This is a genomic window from Desulfovibrio faecalis (genome assembly GCF_053570625.1).
The window spans coordinates 2,939,204-2,958,855 of the sequence record NZ_JBRBQR010000001.1 but is presented as its reverse complement, the minus strand read 5'-3'; the positions used below and the strand labels follow the sequence as shown (position 1 = coordinate 2,958,855).

Sequence of the window (19,652 nt, the reverse complement as noted above, 5' to 3'; positions counted from 1 at the left end):
GGTGTCGATCATCCCATGCCGATGGCTATGGAGCGGCATTGTCCGCAGAAGTAAAATGCACCGTAACCAGCAAGACCTCAGCGCGGCCTGTGGTACGCAGGGGCGGCCCCCATGTGCCAGTGCCTGCGCTGACGATAGAGTGGAAGTTGCCTTTTGTCAGCAGGCCCAGCGGGTTTTCGTATCTTAGTTCCGTCACAAAGTTAAAAGGCCAAAGTTGCCCGTTGTGCGTGTGACCCGACAGCATGAGCGCAGTGCCCGCCTGACGGGCTTCGTCAAGGGCGGCGGGCTGGTGATCCATGACCATAAGGGGCAGGCTGCGGTACTGTTCTGGCAGATCGGCCAAAATTTCCTCCATGCTGCCCCTCTGGATGCCGGTAAAACCGGGCTTGCTCAAATCATCCCTGCCAGCAAGCACGAAGCTGTTGTCCACCACCGCCCACTGGTCGCGCAGCACCTGCATACCCACAGCGCGCAGAAAATCCAGACTTTTGTCGATGGAACCAGAGATATACTCGTGGTTGCCCGGCACAGCCCAATGCCCAAGGCGCGGCTGGGCCACAGCAAGCGCTGCGGCGGTGGCTTCGGCATCCAGTTTTATGTGGTCGTCAATGATGTCGCCAACATAGAGGATTGCGTCCGGCTGCTCCGGGGCCAGTAGCTCTACTGCTCGGCTCAGCCGCCCTGCGGTGATGAGGCGGCCCAGATGCATATCGGTAATAACGCCCAGTTTCAGGGGCTTGTCCACGTAGGTGCTGGGTACTGGGCCTTGTGAGCGGACAGTGATGTCGTAGTGCCGCAACGCGGGAAATGCCGCGTTGAACCAGCTGCCCACGCCCAGCAGCAGGGGCAGGCCCATGACCAGCAGCACAGCGCCCCAGCGTGGGGTGACGGGCGGCAGTGCGCCAAACAAACGTGCGGCAAGGCCCCATATGTCGGCAAGCAGCACAAGCGCAAAGGCGTAGAAAGCCACGCCCATCCAGAATGCCCCTGCCCGAATCAGCCACACGTGGGCAAGGGTATCGCCATGCCCCTTGTAGAGCAGGGGGAAGGCCGCGCCCAGAGCGAGCACAAGGATGCAGAGCGCGATGCGCAGCCAGCCAGTGCCGGAAAGCGCGCGCCACAGCCACCAGGATATCCAGCCGTTAATAATGGCCAGGCCTATGCCTGTTACCAGAAAAAATCGGAACATATGGTTTTATGAAGCCCAAGCGGCAAGAGCTTTATCCAGATCCGGCCCGGGGCGTACTTTCAGAGTGTTGTCGAGGTGCAGAATGCACACGTGCCCATCAAGAAAAACCTGGGCATGCGCTTCTACCGGGCCGGGGAATTTTTCCAGAAGGTTGCGCAGAGCCAGCATGTCTTCGCGCCCAAGGCGGTGTTGCGGTATCTGCACGCATATGGGGGTGTCGCTTTGCCCGCAGGCTTCAGCCAGCGAGCGGGCGGTCTGGCCCAGCAGCTTGATTTCGCGCGGGCCTTCGTCTGCTTCTTCATCCATATCGCCATTGTCGCCGTTGTCGGTCTGGCTGTCGAGCCGCGCCACAAGGCAGATGGGCTGTTCAGAGCGCAAAAGATCGCGGCATTCGGCGTAAGGGCGGGGAAAAAACGTCACTTCAGCGTGGCCGGTGAGGTCTTCGATCCCCACAAAGGCCATGCGTTCGCCCTTGGACTTTGTCAGTACTTCCTTCACGCTGACAACCAGCGCCGCGCAGCGGATTTCCGCACCGGGGAACAGTTCCCGCGCGTCTTCCAGCGTGGTGAGTCCCAGGCGGCGGATCTCGCGCGAGAAGGGTTGCAACGGATGGCTGGTCAAAAAGAAGCCCAGGGCCTCCTTTTCTGCCCGCAGTTTGTCGTCGTCAGCCATTTCGGGCAACGAGGCTTCGGGGCAGTCCAGGCCGATACCGGGTTGGGGCGCGCTTTCCACCACCGGGGCCATGGAGAGCAGCGAAACCTGGTTGGATGTTTTGTCCTTGGCCTTTTTTTGCGCGCGGGCAACCACAATTTCAATGGCCGCCAGCATGGCGGCGCGGGGTACGCCAAAGCAGTCGCAGGCGCCGCCCTTGACGAGCGATTCAAGTACGCGCTTGGTGACTTTGCGCAGGTTTACCCGGCAGCACATGTCGAACAGCGAGGCAAATTCGCCGCCTTCGCCCCTGGCTTCCACAATTTCGCGTATGGCTTCATCGCCCACGTTCTTGATGCCGCCAAGGCCAAAGACCACCTTTCCGCCGTGGGCCGTAAATTCGCGCTGGCTCTGGTTTACCGAGGCCTGCACCACATTGATGTCCATGTCCTTGCAGCACGAGACATACTTGAGCAGCTTGTCCTGATTGCCCATTTCCGAGGTGAGCAGGGCGGCCATGAACTCGACCTTGTAGTGAACCTTGAGAAAGGCCGTGTAGTACGAAATAAGGGCATAGGCGGCGGAGTGCGACTTGTTGAAGCCGTATTCGGCGAACTTTTCCATCAAGTCGAAAATTTCGTTGGCCTTGTCCTTGTCGATGTTGTTCTTTTCCGCGCCGGTGACAAAGTTGACGCGTTCCTTGGCCATGGCCTCGGCTTTCTTTTTGCCCATGGCGCGGCGCAGCAGGTCGGCCCCGCCAAGCGTATAGCTGGCGATGATCTGGGCGATCTGCATGACCTGTTCCTGATAGACGATGACGCCGTAGGTATCGCGCAGGCATTCTGTAAGCGACTGGTGCGGATACACCACGGGCACCTGCCCGTGCTTGCGCTTGATGAATTCGTCCACCATGCCAGAACCGAGCGGGCCGGGCCGGTACAGGGCCAGCATGGCGATGACGTCTTCAAAGCACGAGGGCTTGAGCATGCGCAGATACTGCCGCATGCCCGAACTTTCCACCTGAAACACGCCGTCCGTGTCGCCACGGGCGTAAAGCTCGTAGGTTTCCGTATCCGTAAGCGGCAGGTTGTCGAGATCCGGCGGTTCATGCCCCTGAAGGGTGATGTTGTCCAGGGTGTCCTGAATCAGGGTCATGGTTTTCAGGCCAAGAAAGTCGAACTTCACCAGCCCGGCTTTTTCCGTCATGGGGCCGTCAAACTGGGTCACAAGTTCGCCGCGTTTGCCCTGATAGAGGGGGAGGTATTCCTCCATGGGCTTGTCTGAAACCACAAGCCCGGCGGCGTGGGTGGAGGCGTGGCGGGCCAGACCTTCAAGGCGGCGGGCCGTGTCCAGCAGGTGTTTGACCTTGGGGTCGGAGTGGTAAATGTTTTCCAGCTCCGGCTCTGCCTCCAGCGCCTTTTTGATGGTCATCTTGAGGTCGGCGGGCACCAGTTTGGCGATGCGGTCAGTTTCCGCAAAGCTCATGCCCAGGGCGCGGCCCACGTCGCGCACAACGCCCTTGGCCTTCATGGTGCCGAAGGTGGTGATCTGCGCCACCGAGCCTTCGCCGTAGGTTTCCACCATGTGCTTGATGACCTCGACGCGGCGGCGTTCGCAAAAGTCCACGTCGATATCGGGCAGGGAGACGCGTTCGTTGTTCAGAAAGCGTTCAAACAGCAGATTGTAGGGGATGGGATCAAGGTTGGTGATGCGCAAAGCCCACGCCACCAGCGAACCGGCGGCAGAACCGCGCCCCGGCCCCACGGGAACATTGTGGTTTTTTGCCCAGTTGATGAATTCCTGCACGATGAGGAAGTAACCGGGAAAACCCATTTCAAGGATAACGCGCAGTTCGTACTGCAAGCGGTCCCGGTAGAGCTGGACGTCTAGCGTGTCTCTGTCGGGGTGTTTTTCCAGCCGTTTTTCCAGCCCTTCTTCTGCCAGCCGCCGAAATTCGGAATCAAGGCTGGCCCCTTCCGGCAGCTTGTACACAGGGAAGTAGTGGTGGCCGAAGTCCAGCTCCACATTGCACTGCTCGGCAATGCGCATGGTGTTGGCCAGGGCTTCTGGCACGTGGGCAAAGGGCTTTTCCATCTCTTCGATGGATTTGTAGTACAGCTCATGGGTGCCAAAGCGCATGCGCTTGGGGTCGTCCATGGTGGTCTGCGTCTGAATGCAGAGCAGCACTTCGTGGGCTTCGGCATCGTCAGCGGTGAGATAGTGGCAGTCGTTGGTGGCAACCAGCGGCACGCCCGTGGTTTCCGCCAGTTCCAGCAGGGCGTTGTTGGCCTTGGTCTGCTCCGGCAGGCCGTTGGACTGCAACTCAAGATAAAAACGGTCGGGGTAGATATCGGCGTATTCCCGCGTGAGGCTCAGAGCCTTGTCCATGTCGTCCGCAAGAATGGCGCGGGGGATTTCGCCCGCAATGCAGGCCGAAAGGCAGACAAGGCCCTCGGAATACTTGCGCAGCAGGGGTTTATCCACTCGGGGTTTGTAATAAAAACCCTCAAGATAGCCCTGTGTGACCAGCTTGACCAGATTGTGGTACCCCGTGGTGTTCTGGGCCAGCAGAATCAGGTGGTTGCGGCGGCGCGCCAGAGGTGAATCCGTGCTTTTATCCTTGTGGTCGTGGCAGACGTAAACCTCGCACCCAAAGATAGGTTTGACGCCGTAATCCTTGCAACCCTGATAAAAATAGGCCGCGCCAAAGAGGTTGCCGTGGTCGGTGATGGCGCAGGCGGGCATGCCGAAATCCTTGGCGCGGGCGCACAGGTCCTTGATGCGGATGGCGCCGTCAAGCAGGCTGTATTCGGTATGGCAATGAAGATGGACAAAATCTGACATGAAAACTCCAGAAGCGGAAAAGGCGGGCGTTACCGGCGCAAATGCCTGACAGGCGAGCGCCTGCACAGGGTGCGGCAGCGCCAGAGCAGCTTATAGCACAGGCAGGGTGGCCCTTCAAGGCGGGGCCATGAGGCCAGAAATGCGGGTTTAGCCGCGAGGGTTCGCGAGGGGCCGCGTGGAAAGGTTCAAGATCTCAGGCGCGTTGCAAATGCAGCAAGGCCGCAGCGCCTGCAAAAATGGGGCGGCGCTCGTGCACCAGCGCATTGCATTGGTGCACAAGCCCCTCAATGCCGCCCCTTTGAATAAAACTTGCTTGAGGCGCCCCGTCTGCCGCCGCTGTTCTGCGTGCTTTTGTCAGCGCCATGAGGCCGCGCGCCGCCAGCGTTGCGGGCAGCTCAAGGTTGCGTTCCGCCAGCTTGAAATCAGCCACCAGAACTACTTCAGCGCTTTCAAGCGCGAGCCGCAGCAGGGCTTCTGCCTGCGCCGCAGGCAGATAAAACAGCGTAAAAGCCAAGCGCGCACAAGCCAGGGGCGCATGGCTGGCGCTTCGCAGTGTCAGCATATCTGGGTTGAGCGGAGCATGCGCGTACGCATCCGGCCACGGCACCCGCCGCGCCAGCGCCTCCTGCGGAAAATATGCAGGGCAGACAGGCAAAGCGTCAAGACTGGCTGTCATGCGCGCTGACGTCACTGCGCGCTCTCCAGAATATGCAGCAGGCAGTCGCGGGCTCCGGCCTGCGGAACGCCGTCCGGCATGCGATGCAGCAGATTTTGCGCATGCCCGTCCGCAATGAATTTACGGCGGCTCGAAGCAAAGTGCAGATCAAAAAACCATGTCCCAAGCAGCAGGCGAAAATCGTTGACGCAGCGCAGATCCACATAGGCCGCCACGCGCTTTTCGCGTACAGCCTTGAGAACCGCCTCGCTGGCGATGGTGGGGTCGTCCGGCTGTTGCAGCACCACCGTGGGATTATACGGGGCTGGGCCGCTCAAGTGTTCATCCATGACCCGCAGAATGTCCAGCTTGTCCGCGTCACGCACCACATTTGTGACCAGAGCGATATCCTCCGGCGTCCCCTTGGGCAGGGCAAAACGGTTGTGCATGCCCACAGCAGCCATGACCAGCTTGCGCATTTGCGGTGTCTCGCTGACGAGACGGTGTTCGGCCTTCAGAACCCGCACGCCCATCTGCCCGTGATTGCACGATTCCCTGTCCCTGAACGTGTGGTAGCGCAGGTACTGCTCAAACCGGCCCACGTCATGGTACAGTGCTGCCAGCAGGCAGGCCCGCGCAGTCTGAGGGGCAAAACCCTCGCCTTCAACGGTGTGCCGGGCATTTTCCAGCACTTCGAGGGAGTGCCGGAGTTTGAGATCCATGGGCGAGGCATCGCCCTGTTCCATGGCTGTTTTGGCGGCGGCATATGCAGTAAACCACGCCAGATGCAAGGATATGTCGGCGGATGCTGTGACAGTGCAGTTCATGGGAAATCAAATACGCTCTGGTTTTACGCAATGCAAATGGGCTGACCCCGCTTGGGCTGTGGGGTTATTCCCCCGGCGGAGCTGGCGAGAGCAGCTTTTCCGGCACCTCGCCGGGGCCGGGAATGACCAGTGTTTCCGGATTCATGCTGTACCATGCAAACCACATGGAATACGCGCCGTAAAACTGCGGCATGGACGCGCCCTTCATGTTGCCGTCAAGCGCCACGCCCGTGGCAGGATCCCACTGGCTGCGCGTGGTCAGATCCATGAGCTTGCCGTTTTGGGATATGAAGAGGAATGGCTCGGCCCATATCTGGCGGTTAAAAAGACGCACCACCTCAAGGCCCCGGTCATAAACTGCCAGAAGGGCATTGGGCCCCACAAAAAAATTCACGGCCCCTTTTTTGCGCACATAGCCTATGTCGATAGCCAAAAGGTATCCCTCATACTCAATGCACAGCATGGGCGTTTTGCGGGCAAAACGTTTGTCCATGCGTTCCACTGGATAAATGAGCCTGTCGTTATCGTAGTAGGTTCCCTTGCGCAGGTAGTTGCCGTAGGGATCGCGCCCGTAGGGCTTGTTGCCGTTAGGTTTGGCAAGCACCAAGGCATGCGGAAAGGTGCGCTTTGCCGCGCCCCAGGTTGTCCAGTATACGGGCACCATGGGGAGCCCTCGGCCCAGCAGGGGGCCGTCAAAGGCCATGCCTGTTTCCTGCAGCCAGAGACTGCCGGAATTGCGGTCAATCAGAACGCTGTTGCCGTCGTAGAGGCGGCCTTCCGTGTCAAAAATAAGGTTCAGGCCCCCCATGGAAGAATCGTAGGCCATGAAGGTGCCGGTGGTGGGACAGTAGGTGATGGCGTAGGCCTTGTCGTCCACGATTTCGTTGACAACCTGATGCCAGACCATGATGCGCTGCGGGTATACGCGCGCCCCCCCTTGCAGCATGGCGATGAACACCACCTCGTCATCGCTGAGGCTCAGGTTTGCATCCTGAATACGGTCGTAGCGCGGGCGGTACAGGGAAGGGATGGAGCCATATTTGACGCCAGTTTCAATCAGTTTGCCGTTGATGGCGGCAAGCTCCTGCAAGCTGCGCGGCCTGGCCTGAGCGTCATCGGCATTCCAGAGCGCCGCGAGAGTGAACAGCGCGAGGGCCGCCGTGATCAGGCAAAGCGCCCGCCATTCGGGCTGGCTGGCTGGAATCCGCGCCGGGCAAGGGCCTGGTATTGTCACTGCGTCCCGCCTTTGCTGGCGTGCGCGGGCAGATAGTCGCTGAAAACATAATCTCGTAGGGCCTGGGGCCACGGGCGAGGAGACTTGCCAAGAAAGGCGGCCAGCTTGCTGTTGTCCAGCACGGAAAACACAGGTCGGCGAGCTTTTTGAGGCCATTCCGCCGAATCAATGGGCACAACCCGGCACGGGGCACCTGCCAGAGAAACAGCCTCGCAAGCCAGATCACACCAGCTTGCCTGCCCGCCGTTCACCGCATGCCAGATACCAGTGGCCCTTTTTTCCGCCAGAGCGATGCTCCAGTGCGCCAGATCAAGGGTATAGGTGGGCGAGCCTGTCTGGTCATGCACCACGTTGATGGAGTCGCGGCGCTGGCAGGCTGCGAGGATGGTATCCACAAAATTTTTGCGACCTGGGCCAAAAAGCCATGCCGTGCGTATGACGCACGAGCGGTCAGGCAGTGTTTCCAGAACGGCCTTTTCGCCTTCAAGTTTGGTGCTGGCGTATACAGATGCCGGTTGGGGCGTATCTGTTTCTTTCCACGCGGTTTCGCCTGCACCGGAAAAAATGAAGTCCGTGCTGAACTGCACAAGAAATCCGGCCCCTTGCGCCTTGATACAGCGCGCAATGGAGGCGGGCAGGGCGCGGTTGAGCTGGCAGGCTTCGTCCTTGTGGTCTTCGGCATCATCAACAGCTGTCCATGCCACAGTGTTGAACACCACATCCGCCTGCGCCTCTGCAATGGCAGCTTGCAGAAAGGCCATGTCCAGCAGATTGCCGTTTTCACGGCCCAGTGTTGCGACTTCCCACTCGCGTGCTTTAAGCACTCGCGTCAGGGCCTGGCCCAGAAGGCCAGTTGCCCCCCCAAGTACCAGAGCTTTTGCCATGCGACCCCCAAGGTTTGCCCGCCAGCGCTGTGCTGGTGGTATCCAGGCCATTCTCCGGCACATTATCCCCGCATTGATGCCCGGGTCAATACAATACAGACAGGTCAACATCAATTTCATACGAAGCCGCTTGGGCATTGCCTGCCGCAAGCGCCGTTCTTGCTTCAAGGGCGCAAGTGACGTACAAAAAACCCCCATGAGACACGCTATTCTTCTGGTCGCCTTTGGCGCAAGCAGCCCGCAGGGGCAGAACGCCCTCAAAGGATTTGACGCCCTTGTGCGCCAGCGTTATCCCGGTATTCCGGTACGCTGGGCCTACACTTCGCTGCTCTTGCGCGAGCGCATGGCGCAGGCCCGCCAGAAGAGCGATTCAGTGTTCAAGGCGGTCTGCCGTCTTGGGCTTGAGCGGTTCGAGGCCGTGGCGGTGCAGCCCTTGCAGACCATACCCGGTCAGGAGCATGGTGATGTGCGCGCCATGGTTGAAGAGGCCGCCGAACACGAGCATCTGCTCTGCCGGGTTGGGGCGCCCCTGCTGGCCACAGCGGACGATGTGCGCGCGACGGCGCGGGCGCTGGTGCGGCATCTGCCCGCAGAGCGCAACGTGGATGAAGACGTGGTCTTTATGGGGCACGGCGCGGAACACGAGGCGGTTGCCCGCTATGTGGATCTGGCCAGCGCCGTGCACGAGCTTGACAGCCGCGTGCATGTGGGGGCCATGAACGGCGCTGTGACGCTTGAAAGTATTTTGCCCAATCTCGCTTCACGCCGGGTATGGCTTATGCCGCTTTTGTCGGTGGTGGGCCGCCATGCTCTGGAGGACATGGCGGGCGAGAACGGGCACAGTTGGCGCAGTCGCATTGAGGCCCAAGGGCACCAATGCCTGCCCGTGCTCATGGGGACGGCGGAATACGCCGATGTGGCTGAAATATGGCTGCGGCATCTTGAGGATGCCGTGCAATCCCTTGCCGCTGGCTGGGAGAAGAGGTGACGTATGCGCGGATTTTTGGCGGCTATACTGGTTTCAGGTTTGTTGGTGGGCGGGTGCGGCGCTATGGGCACGGGTGATACAGGCCCCAAAGAAAAGGTGAACCTTGCGGCTGGCGTGCAGAACGCCAAGGCCAATGCTTTTAACCCCTACTTGCGTACTTCCTTGCCCAACCTGCGCACAAACGATGCGGAGAGTCAGGCCATGCTGCAAAAAATGGGCGGGCGCGTTACGTCCATCGAGGGCGAGGCCGCCTATCGGCCCCAGTGGAAAAACGAGATCTATCCCGTATTTTTTGGCGAGCCCAAGGCTCCTCACGAAGTTCTGGTGCTGCTTGATTTTGCCTCGCCGCAGAGCGAGAAGGTCTGGCATGCCGTGGCTGAGGCCAGCCGCTCGGTTTCGCCCCAGCAGTGCAAGGTGGCGGTTTTTGCCAACAGCAAGGAATACTACGGAACCGACCTCATGGGCATGGGCATCTGGATTTCTTACTCCCGCCCCGGTCAGGGCATGGCCTACATGACCTACGCGCTCTCGCGCTGGAACGAGATCAAGGCTGCCCAGAAGAAAAAAGGACACGTTGTGGCCTTTAACAATGAATATGACGCCACGGCGGAATCCTCTGACTTCCCCATCCACTACAGCTACATGAGCAAGCTGCGGCCTCCGGTGAACCCCGCCGAGGAACTGGCCGTGGGCAAATACTGCTACAATGCGGGCAATGTGAACCTGTATCAGGCCCAGCAGATTGCCCAGTATTTTGGCATCAAGACCCTGCCTGCCGTGATTGTTGACGGCAATATGCTGTCGTCCGTCTCTGCCAGCAGCATTCTCAAGGCCATGGAATAGCCGCCTGACGCAAAACATTCGGACGGCCTTTGGCCTTTTGAAACTGCACGTATAATGCCGCAAAGCCCGCTCGAAAGAGCGGGCTTTGTTTTTACCTTTCACGGACGGCAAAATCCGTTGCAGGGGCAGAAACCGGAATGGAGTGGAATGAAGGGGCCGCAGACAGCCACATGGCAGGCACTGGGTGCAGCCCTTGTTCTGATTTACCATTTACCGGCAGGGCAGACTATAAGCTGCAAGATTATTGGACCTGCGGCAAGTTTTCTTCTGCGCAGAAGTGTTGGCTAGCGCGCCCGTAGCGCCGGAGTGCGTGGTGGCGCGGCTACAGCAGGTTGTGGTCGAGGCGGTAGATCATTTCAATGGGATTGAGCAGCACAATGCGCCTGCCCGAGCCAACAATAAGCCCTGCATTACGAAACTGCTGCAAGGTGGCGCTGACTGTGGGCTGGGTGGAGCCGACCATGGAGGCCAACTGTTCCTGGGGAATGCTCAGCGGGATTTCGCAGGGCTTGTTCCAGCCCTCAGTTGTGCGCAGGGTTTCGTAGGCCAGAGAAATGAGCAGGCTTGCCAGCCTGTTGGCAACGTCGCTGTTCTGGCGGCGCACCAGGTCGCCCATCTGGCGCAGTCTGCGCCCAAGCAGGGTAATGACGCTGCGCGCCAGCGGATAATGATCTTGAAGCATGCTTTCAAAATCCTGCCGGTTGATGGCGTACAGCACGGATGCGCTGGCAGTCTGCGCGCTTGCCTTGCGTGGGGAATTGTTCAGCACTTCTGAAATGCCGAATATTTCGCCCTTCATGCGCAACGAGAAGGTCATTTCCTTGCCTGCGCGGTCCATACAGAAGATGCGTATCAGGCCGGATTCTATATAAAAGCAGGAGTCTCCCGCGTCACCTTCAAGAAAGACCATCTCATTCTTGGACAGTTCAAGGCGCTGGGCGTTTTTTAAAAAGGCGCTCTTGGCCTCGTCAATGCCCTTGAAAAAGTCTTCCTTTTCCAGATGCCAGAATGTGTCCATGAATGCCCTTCCCTGTGTGATGCGCCAGCGTCCCGCCGTGCAAAGACGGCGGGACGCTGGTGACTATTTTCAATACTACTCTGCGCTATCAGGCCTTGTCCAGCCTGTTTACATAGCGGTAGGTCTGTTCCTGCCCGTTGATGTCGCGGCACTTCCAGATAATGAAGTTGGAGCCCATGATGGGGCGCAACGTGGCCTTGAAGTAGCCCAACTGGTAGGGCATCTTGATTTCAAGCGCGCCTGCAGGGCAGGCCTTGATGCAGGACATGCAGTCCCAGCAGTCGCGGGCGGCCCGCAAGTAGGCCTTGCCCGTGGCGGGGTTCAGAGCCATGAGATCGCCGGGGCAGATTTCTTCGCAATGGGTTTCTTCGCGCCCGTTACAGCCGTTGCATTTGTGCGTGTCGATTTTTGGCGGCATTGTCTTTCTCCTGACTTAGGGCTTGTACCTGTCGCCGGGCAGCAACTGCTCGTAGGGACGGGTAAAGGTTGTCATTTCTCCTGTGGCGGGATCGCGGCGCGACTCCACAAAGCAGTCAAAGTTTTCATCGTCGCGCTGGGGGTAGTCCGAGCGGGTCTGCCAGCCAGCCCAGCGGGTTTCCTTGCGGGCCTTGAGGTGGTGCACCACGGCTTCGGCCACGTCCACGCGATCCATGGTTTCGTTGGCCTGCATGAGGTCGTGCAGATCCTTGGCGCGCAGATGCTTGAACTGGCTTTGCAGAATCTTGATGTGCCGCAGGGCGTAATCAAGCTGCTGCTCGTTGACGCGATAAAACTGGCTGGAACCGCCAGCGTATTCATCCATAAGCCTTTGCAGACGTTCCTTCATTTCCAGCGGGCTTACGCCTTCTTCTTCGCGCGTGAGCAGGGGAGCGTACACGCGTTCCTTTTCCTGCGCGATCTGGGCGGCATCAAGCTCCGGCGCATCGGCAACGGCCATATATGCAAGAGCGCCGCGCGCGGCCAGTTTGCCCTCGGCGCAGCAGCCGCCCACAAACTTGTTGGGGTTGCCGCCTGCGGTTTCGCCCGCTGCAAACAGGCCGGGCAGGGTTGTCATGCGTTCCATGTCCACCCAATAGCCGCCGCCTGTGTGCCCGCCCATGATGTAGGGATCGGAACCGAAGATTTCGATGGGTTCCTTGGACGGATCCTGCCCACGGCTGGCGAGGAAGAGCACGAAGGAAGGACGCTCGTTGAGGTAGTCTTCCATCATGGCCTTGGTTTTTTCCGGGGTCATGTTGGTGGTGTCGCAGAAGCATGGGCCGCGACCAGCCAGCCATTCCTCCATGGGAGCGTTGGCGCGGATGTAGCGCGGGGCCGCATCGCCGCCAAGGCTTGCGTAGCGGCTCATGACGCGCTCGCCCAGGGAGTTGATGATGGGCGCGCCGTAACCCACGGAGATGGTATCCACCGGGCCGCAAAAATCTTTGGTGCGCGTGGCGACCCAGCGCTGCTCAAGACTGCTGAGTTCCGCGCCCTGGCGCAGGCCCATGGCGTAGCCGGAACCAACGCAGTAGGGGCACATCCAGATTTGCGAACCGCTGTCGGTGGAATCGGCGGTGTAGGACTTGTAAAGCGTGCCCGCGCCGCCGGTGCTCACCACAGTGGCCCGTGCGCGGAACACGTAGAACTTGCCGTCGCGCACGCCAAAGCCCGTGGCCCCTGTGCAGCGGCCATTGTGCACCAGCAGGCCCGTTGCCGCCACGCGGTTGTAGACATCCGCGCCGGTTTCAAGGGCTTTTTCTGCCATGATGGGCTTGAGCTGCTCGCCGTGGATGGAAATATCCCACTTGCCACGGTAGCGGATGTTGCCCTGCTCATCGCGGAGAATGGGCAAGCCCCAGCGCTCCAGGTCTTCAACGCATTCGTTGAGTTCCTGAGCGTTGGAGAGGGCCAGGTCTTCGCGCAGGGGGCCGCCGCCAACCTGCGAGCGGCTCCAGCGCACGAGGTCTTCGGGCGTCTTGTTGGGCGGAATATAGGTGTTGATGGCGTCCATGCCGGCAGAACACGCGCCGGAACGCATGATGTCGGCCTTTTCCACAATAACGATCTTGGCTGCGGGGTTGAGACGCGCGGTTTCCGTTGCCACAAAGCAACCGGCATTGCCGCCGCCGATGATCAACAGGTCGGCGGTTACCTCGACGGTTTCAATATCGTTCAGGCTGGTTGGCCGAAAATCGACCGCATGTGTTGTTTTTATGCGTGCCATAATGTCCTCTCGGGCAAAGGGTTGGGGCGATTAAAAAGGCCAGGCTGCGGCGGGGTTCCACACGGGCATGCCGAGCAGCGCGTACCAGGGGGCCATGACGCAGACGCCGTAGGCGATAGCGATAAGCACGGCCACAGAACCCACCTTGGCGTAGTCAGCTGTGGAGAAGGTTTCTGTGCTGTGCGCAATGACTGCGGCGGTAATCTGCGTGGGCAGCAGGTAGGCGAAGGTGTCGGTATCGCAAACCAGCAGGGTAAAGGCCACAGGGTGCAGCCCAAGCTTGGGCGCCATGGCAAATACCACCGGGGCAAGCATGGCCACGGCAGCCACGTTGGAGAGCATGCCAAGGCGGATAATGTGCGTGCCCACCATCATGGTCAGCACGGTCTGCCACCAGTTCATACCCACAACCATGCTGTGGATGTGGTCGGCAAGCCACTGTGCCACGCCAGCCTGGGTCATGGCGGTGGTCATGGTCATTGCGCCGCCCAGCAGCAAGAATGTGCCCCAGATGGTCTTTTGCTGCACGGCCTTCCATGAGCAGGGCATCATGCCGGGGGCAAACAGCACCATCATACCAACAAGACCGATAACGCCCAAAGGCTGGCGGTGCAGTTCATAAATAAAGCTGCCCTTGCCCGTCACAAACATGAATCCGACCAGCAGAAAAATGCCCAGCAGGGTTTTTTCCGCCATGCTCATGGGGCCAAGTTCTTTGTAGCTTTTTTCAATGGTGGCGGAGCCGCCCGCAATGGAAACGCAGTTGGTCTTGAAGTAGTAGCGCGTCCACCAGTTGGTCAGCACAAACATCCCCAGATACGGGAACTGCAGGAGCATCCAGTTGAGAAAGTTGATGTTGGTGAAGCCGTTTTTTTCAAAAATACCCACCAGAATCATGTTGGGCAGGTGGGCGGTCATGATGAACATGCCGCAGATCATGGAGCCGTAAACCAGAGACTGGATGACAAGGGCCTTTTTTGCGGCGCGTTCTTCGGGCGTATCACCCAGCAGATTGCAGATGCCCTGCACCACGGGCAGCAGGGTGGCGGCGCGGGCGTTTGCCGCAGGCACCAGAAAGCCCAGAACAATATTTACAAAAAACATGCCCCAGATAACCCGGCATACGGACGAAGCCTTGAAGCGGGCCAGAATGCCCAGAGCGATGCGGCGGTCAAGGCCAATGAGCTGCATGACCGCTGCCACCATAAAGGCAAACAGGCACAGCCAGATAACGTGGTCGGTGAATCCGGCAAAGATGGTAGCCATGGGCGGCTTGCCGTTGTTCCAGGGCAGAGCCTGGGTGATCAGCAGCATGGTGGGAATGGAAATACCAGTCACGCCTGCGGGCATGGCCTCGCTGACCCACATGATGCTGGCCCATACCACAATGCCGAGAACGGCCATGCCGTTGTGCGTCAGCCCGTCAAAAGCGGGAATCACAGTCCACAGCAGAAAAAACGCAACCCATGCCAGGGCAAAACCCGTGAAAGCGCGCAGGGGATTTTTGCCCCTATTACGAATATTTTCACAAAGATAGCCCAAAAAAGACCGCCCTGCGGCGGAAGAAACCTGAGTCATATACCTACCCCACGATAAAAGAGTGTCAGTACGCGCGTGGGCACTGACACTAGGTTAGTTTGCTCTTCCATTCCATGTGCTGGATGATAATTCGGAGAAAAATATTTTGGCCTGGCTGTAGGCTTTGCGGCAATTTTTAAGGCTGAGCATACCTCTGTGAATGATGGCAACTTACTGAATTACTATGTAAATACGGCAAAAAAATGGAGCAGCCCGCACCACGTGCTCCGGCTGCTCCATGCCGATTTTTTTGCCCTGCGCCCAAAATTTTTTTCAGATGAAAAATACCCGCAGCGAATAATTACAGTTTGAAAAACTCCAGAGCCGGAGCCTTGGGGATCATGCCCGCATCTGCCAGCATTTGATAAAAAAGGCTCAAGCCGCGCTGTTCTTCTTCGCCCAGTGTGTAAACAAGACCCTTGCTGTAGTAGAAGGCCAGCTCCTCGCGCGAGAGGGGGCAGCCATGGGCCGTGAGGTCGAGGATGACGTCCATGTGCTCAAGGCCCCAGTCGCGGCCCTGCCGCAGCAGCGCGCCGGGGTCGCTGGTAAAGAGTTTTGCCTCGGCGGCGGCGCGGCTGACCACCCACAGGCCAAAAATAAAGGGCAGGCCCGTCCAGTCGCGCCACGCCTCAGCCAGATCAAGACGGTGCGGATACTCGGGATGGTTGCGCAGGCGCAGGGCTTCATCGCCAATGGCCAGAAAGGCCACGGGCGGGTTTTTGCCGCGCAGGGCCGGGGTCACCTGCCCGGTGGTGAATGTGACGTTGAGCTTGAACCTGTCGCGCATGATGAGGCGCAGCAGGGCCACCGAGGTATGTGTTTCGCCGCTGATGAGGATTTCCTGCCCCTCAAGCTGGTCAAAGGGCACGCGTGAGAGCAGCAGTACGCTCATGACCGGGCCGTGGGAGCCTATGGAGAGGTCTTCCACAAGTTGGTAGCGCTCCGGGCGGCTGGCGTATTCAAAACACGAGCAGGACGAAACGTGCAGTTCGCCGCGCGCCATCATGGTGTTGAGCAGGGCTGGCGGGCCGGAAACAAGCTCGTAATCGTGGGGTAGAATACCGGCTTCAAGCGGGTGATAGATGGGCAGTACATTGAGATAGCCAATGCGGCCCATGCGCAGTACAGGGGGAGTTTTCTTTTGCTCGGTCATGGGGCGGAGTACCTTTTGCCAGGGGCAAAGCCGATGGGCGAAATTTGAATGTGCGGCCAAAACGCGTTTCCGGGGGCGAACCCCCGGAAACGTGGAATCAATTGTGCAAGGAGCTTTACGCTTCAGGCTGGGGAACCACGGGCGTGTAATCCATGGTGCGCTGCACAGGGGTAAAGCCCGCCGTGCGGATGACCTTGTGGATGTCGCTGCGGTTCATGTGGAAGGAAACCCCGGCTGCGGCCACCACGTTTTCTTCAATCATCAGCGAGCCGAAGTCGTTGGCGCCGTAGAACAGGGCCAGTTGGGCCACCTGCGGTCCCATGGTCACCCAAGAGGCCTGGATGTTGGCGATATTGTCCAGCACCAGACGCGAGACTGCCAGCAGGCGCAGGTAAGCGGGCGCGGGCAGCGGGTCGACATCGATGCGCGTGTGCGCTGGCTGGAATGTCCAGGGAATAAAGGCCGTGAAGCCATGGGTGCGGTCCTGCACCTCGCGCACGGCAAAGAGGTGATCCAGTCTGTGAGCGGGTTCTTCCTCATGGCCGAACATCATGGTTGCGGTGGTGCGCAGGCCCAGCTTGTGGGCTTCTTCCATAACGCCGAGCCACTGCTCGGCAGTGCATTTGTTGGGCGAAACCTGGGCGCGTACGCCCGTGTGCAGAATCTCCGCCCCGCCGCCGGGCAGAGATTGCAGGCCAGCTTCTTTCAGACGGCGCAGCACTTCCGTTACGGAAAGGCCGAATTTCTCGGCCCAGAAGAAAATCTCCGGCGGTGAAAAGGCGTGGATGTGCAGTTGCGGCCATGTGGCCCGCATCCAGCGCAGCAGGTCTTCGTACCACTCCAGCGGCAGGTCGGGGTGGTGTCCGCCCTGGAGCAGCACCTGGGTACCGCCGAGGGCAAGGGTTTCCTCGATTTTCTGCGCCATTTCCTCTCGGCTGATAATGTAGCCGCCGTCCTGATCTGGCGCGCGGAAAAAGGCGCAGAAGCGGCAGGCGCACACGCACACGTTGGAATAGTTGATGTTGCGGTCGCCCACGTAGGTGACAATGGGTTCCGGGTGCAGGCGCAGACGCATGGCGTGGGCCAGTTGAGCAAGCGTGTGCAGGCTGGCCTTGTAGTACAGGGCTTCGGCGGCGGCGCGGTCAAGGCGCTGACCACTGGCGGCGAGGGCTGCGGCCTGGCGCACGTCTTCAAATTCTGCGCCCGCTTCGTCAAAGGGGCTGTGCGCGGGGAAAAACGTACTCACTGGCGCGCCTCCGTGGATTCGTCGTTCAGTGTATTGAAGGTGGCGTTGCGCCGCACCGGGGTAAAGCCCGACTCGCGGATAAGGTGCTCAAGTTCCTCAATGGTCATGCCCTGAGCGGACTGCGCGCCCGCCATGTGACCGATGCGCTCTTCAATGATGGTGCCGTCCAGATCGTCCGCGCCGTACCACAGGGCCACGGGGGCCAGCTTGGGGGCCATCATGATCCAGTAGGCCTTAAGGTGGGGGATATTGTCGAGCATGAGGCGCGAAACAGCCACCGTGCGCAGCTGATCCAGCCCGCGCTGGGGGCCCACCTTGTCTTCCGGCAGCTTGAGTCGGCTATGATCCGTAAGGAAGGGCAGGGGGATAAAACAGGTAAAGCCGCCGCTTTTGTCCTGCTGCTCGCGCAGTCGGCAGAGGTGGTCGATACGATGTTCGTATGATTCGATATGCCCGAACAGCATTGTGCAGTTGGTGGCAATGCCGAGGCTGTGAGCCTCGCCCTGGATGCGCAGCCATGCCTTGGCATCAGCCTTGTGCGGGCAGATCTGCGGGCGCAGTTCTTCATCAAAAATTTCCGCGCCGCCGCCGGGCATCATCACAAGGCCCGCGTTCTGCAAGCGCTTGAGCACCTCAAGGGTGCTGATGCCTTCAAGGCGCGCAAAATGTTCAATCTCTACGGCCGTAAAGGCCTTGACCGGCAGGTTGGGGTTGAAGGCCCGCACCGCGCGGATCATGTCTTCAAACCAGGCAAGGGGGCGCGTGGGGTGGCAGCCGCCCACAATGTGCAGCTCGTCCAGATGCAGGGGGGTCGCGTCTGCGGCGCGCAGGCGGGCCAGCACGTCATCAAGGCTCATGGCAAACGCGCCCGGCTCGTCCTCCCTGTCGCGGCGGAAGGCGCAAAAGGTGCAGCCGTTGACGCACACATTGGTATAGTTGATCTGCCGATTGACCACATAAAAGGCCTTGTGGCCGTGCAAGCGGCAGCGCACGTGCAGCGCAAGAGCGCCTACGGCTGTAATATCGGGGCAGTTGAACAGTGTCAGCCCGTCTTCGGGCGAAAGCCGCTCCCCGGAGAGCACCTTTTCGCGGATAGACGAAAGGCCCAGTGCGGCGTAGTATGTTGCGTCTAGCATATCTGAATCCTGTGCATGGATTGGGGGCAAAATGCCGCTCGCAGATTAAGCCCCGCCGCCGCACACTGTCAACGTGAGGAAAAAATGTCTGCCTTGCCGCCGCCAAATCTGTCATTCGGTCTTTCGCCCTGCCCCAACGATACCTATATTTTTCATGCCATGCTGCACGGGCTGGTGCCTGTTCCCGCGCCTCTCACCCCGCATATGGCCGATGTGGAAGAACTGAACAACCTTGCCCGGCAAAAGGCGCTGGACGTCACCAAAATGTCGCTTGGCGCAACCACCGAGATCATGCAGGATTATGCCCTGATGTCTTCTGGCGCGGCGCTTGGCTGGGGCTGCGGCCCCCTTGTGGTGGCGCGCAAAAACCTCAAGCCCGAAGACTGGCGCAATGCCACGGTGGCGGTGCCCGGCCTGCTGACCACAGGCAACCTGCTGCTGACCCTGCACGGCGGTTTTCAGGGGCCGCGCAAGGAAATGTTGTTCAGCGACGTTATGTCTGCCGTGAGCAATGGCGAGGCTGATCTTGGTCTGATCATCCACGAGGGACGCTTTACCTACGCACGTCAAGGGCTTGTAAAACTGCTTGATCTGGGGCAGTGGTGGGAGGCGGAGTTTTCTCTGCCGCTGCCGCTGGGGGCCATTGCCGTGCGGCGCGACCTGCCCATACCCCTTGCCCGGCGCGTGCAGAATACCATTACTGCCAGCCTGGCTTACGCCAACGCGCACCCCGATGATTCGCGTGAATTTATCCGTTCGCATGCGCAGGAAATGGAAGAAAACGTCACCAGCGCCCACATCAAGACCTTTGTGACGGATTTCAGCCTTGATCTCGGCCCGGCAGGGCGTGCGGCCATTGAAACACTGGTGGGCCGGGCTGCGGATATCATGGGCAAGACCCTGCCTTCTGAAGGGCTGTTTTTGCGCTAGGGGCTGTTTCTAAATAATTCTTTTGGCCAACTGGCTGCGTCAAAAGGCCATTTTTTACTCCAGTCATGTACCGTAAGCGCTGCTGTCTTCGCGGCAGCCGTTGCCGAAGGGCCTACGGATGGCGACAGCGATTGCAACGATGAAACCGTGTCGTTACGCGTGCTGTCTTCAAGCGTAGTTTCCTGCGTCACAACGCTTGAAGCATCCGTAGCTTCCTTTGTCGCAACGGCTAAAGCGAGTACACTCCTTTCGTAAAAAAAAACTTTTTCC

At 59.5% G+C, this 19,652-nt stretch carries 16 protein-coding genes; 3 read left to right on the top strand and 13 right to left on the bottom strand.

All coding sequences use genetic code 11. The annotated features are described in order from the left end of the window. Positions 1-25 precede the first annotated feature (25 nt). The 6 genes from ACUZ79_RS13105 to rfbD form a co-directional block, all read right to left on the bottom strand. Positions 26-1,189 carry a metallophosphoesterase gene (locus ACUZ79_RS13105; protein WP_449251855.1) on the bottom strand — a complete coding sequence of 388 codons (1,164 nt, stop codon included), beginning with the start codon at positions 1,187-1,189 and terminating at the stop codon, positions 26-28. Positions 1,190-1,195: 6 nt separating this feature from the next. Further along, on the bottom strand, positions 1,196-4,684 hold the full coding sequence (gene dnaE / locus ACUZ79_RS13100) for a DNA polymerase III subunit alpha (RefSeq protein ID WP_449251854.1): 3,489 nt from the start codon (positions 4,682-4,684) through the stop codon (positions 1,196-1,198). A 193-nt stretch (positions 4,685-4,877) separates the two neighbouring features. Beyond that, a complete protein-coding gene (locus ACUZ79_RS13095; protein WP_449251853.1) occupies positions 4,878-5,375 on the bottom strand; it encodes a hypothetical protein in 498 nt (165 codons plus the stop codon). After that, positions 5,372-6,166: an HD domain-containing protein gene (locus ACUZ79_RS13090; RefSeq protein ID WP_449251852.1), complete on the bottom strand. Its 795-nt coding sequence runs from the start codon at positions 6,164-6,166 to the stop codon at positions 5,372-5,374. The genes ACUZ79_RS13095 and ACUZ79_RS13090 overlap by 4 nt, the downstream gene beginning before the upstream one ends. A 64-nt stretch (positions 6,167-6,230) precedes the next feature. Next, entirely contained in the window at positions 6,231-7,400 is a 1,170-nt protein-coding gene (locus tag ACUZ79_RS13085) for a DUF3179 domain-containing protein (protein ID WP_449251851.1), read from the bottom strand. After that, positions 7,397-8,284 (bottom strand): dTDP-4-dehydrorhamnose reductase, encoded by an 888-nt coding sequence (gene rfbD / locus ACUZ79_RS13080; RefSeq protein ID WP_240824987.1) that lies wholly within the window; start codon positions 8,282-8,284, stop codon positions 7,397-7,399. Before rfbD ends, ACUZ79_RS13085 begins: the two co-directional genes overlap by 4 nt. Before the next feature lie 196 nt (positions 8,285-8,480). On the opposite strand from rfbD, the gene ACUZ79_RS13075 reads away from it, so the two are divergent. Further along, on the top strand, positions 8,481-9,272 hold the full coding sequence (locus ACUZ79_RS13075) for a sirohydrochlorin cobaltochelatase (protein ID WP_240824988.1): 792 nt from the start codon (positions 8,481-8,483) through the stop codon (positions 9,270-9,272). Between the two features lie 3 nt (positions 9,273-9,275). After that, positions 9,276-10,115 carry a hypothetical protein gene (locus ACUZ79_RS13070; RefSeq protein WP_449251850.1) on the top strand — a complete coding sequence of 280 codons (840 nt, stop codon included), beginning with the start codon at positions 9,276-9,278 and terminating at the stop codon, positions 10,113-10,115. A gap of 322 nt (positions 10,116-10,437) precedes the next feature. On the opposite strand, the gene ACUZ79_RS13065 is transcribed toward ACUZ79_RS13070, so the two are convergent. The 7 genes from ACUZ79_RS13065 to mqnE form a co-directional block, all read right to left on the bottom strand. Continuing rightward, the gene (locus ACUZ79_RS13065; protein WP_449251849.1) at positions 10,438-11,133 is read right to left on the bottom strand and encodes a Crp/Fnr family transcriptional regulator; all 696 of its coding nucleotides are present in this window, start codon (positions 11,131-11,133) and stop codon (positions 10,438-10,440) included. An 88-nt stretch (positions 11,134-11,221) separates the two neighbouring features. Next, positions 11,222-11,551 (bottom strand): 4Fe-4S dicluster domain-containing protein, encoded by a 330-nt coding sequence (locus tag ACUZ79_RS13060; RefSeq protein ID WP_192113735.1) that lies wholly within the window; start codon positions 11,549-11,551, stop codon positions 11,222-11,224. A 15-nt stretch (positions 11,552-11,566) separates the two neighbouring features. Then, the gene (locus tag ACUZ79_RS13055; RefSeq protein ID WP_240824991.1) at positions 11,567-13,339 is read right to left on the bottom strand and encodes an adenylyl-sulfate reductase subunit alpha; all 1,773 of its coding nucleotides are present in this window, start codon (positions 13,337-13,339) and stop codon (positions 11,567-11,569) included. Positions 13,340-13,369: 30 nt separating this feature from the next. After that, entirely contained in the window at positions 13,370-14,917 is a 1,548-nt protein-coding gene (locus tag ACUZ79_RS13050) for an SLC13 family permease (RefSeq protein ID WP_240824992.1), read from the bottom strand. A gap of 301 nt (positions 14,918-15,218) precedes the next feature. After that, positions 15,219-16,070, bottom strand: a complete 852-nt coding sequence (locus tag ACUZ79_RS13045) for a menaquinone biosynthetic enzyme MqnA/MqnD family protein (RefSeq protein ID WP_449251848.1) — start codon at positions 16,068-16,070, stop codon at positions 15,219-15,221. Positions 16,071-16,185: 115 nt separating this feature from the next. Then, entirely contained in the window at positions 16,186-17,316 is a 1,131-nt protein-coding gene (gene mqnC / locus ACUZ79_RS13040) for a cyclic dehypoxanthinyl futalosine synthase (RefSeq protein ID WP_449251847.1), read from the bottom strand. Next, positions 17,313-18,452 (bottom strand): aminofutalosine synthase MqnE, encoded by a 1,140-nt coding sequence (gene mqnE / locus ACUZ79_RS13035; protein ID WP_240824994.1) that lies wholly within the window; start codon positions 18,450-18,452, stop codon positions 17,313-17,315. Before mqnE ends, mqnC begins: the two co-directional genes overlap by 4 nt. Before the next feature lie 84 nt (positions 18,453-18,536). On the opposite strand from mqnE, the gene ACUZ79_RS13030 reads away from it, so the two are divergent. Beyond that, on the top strand, positions 18,537-19,382 hold the full coding sequence (locus ACUZ79_RS13030) for a 1,4-dihydroxy-6-naphthoate synthase (protein WP_449251846.1): 846 nt from the start codon (positions 18,537-18,539) through the stop codon (positions 19,380-19,382). Positions 19,383-19,652: the final 270 nt, after the last annotated feature.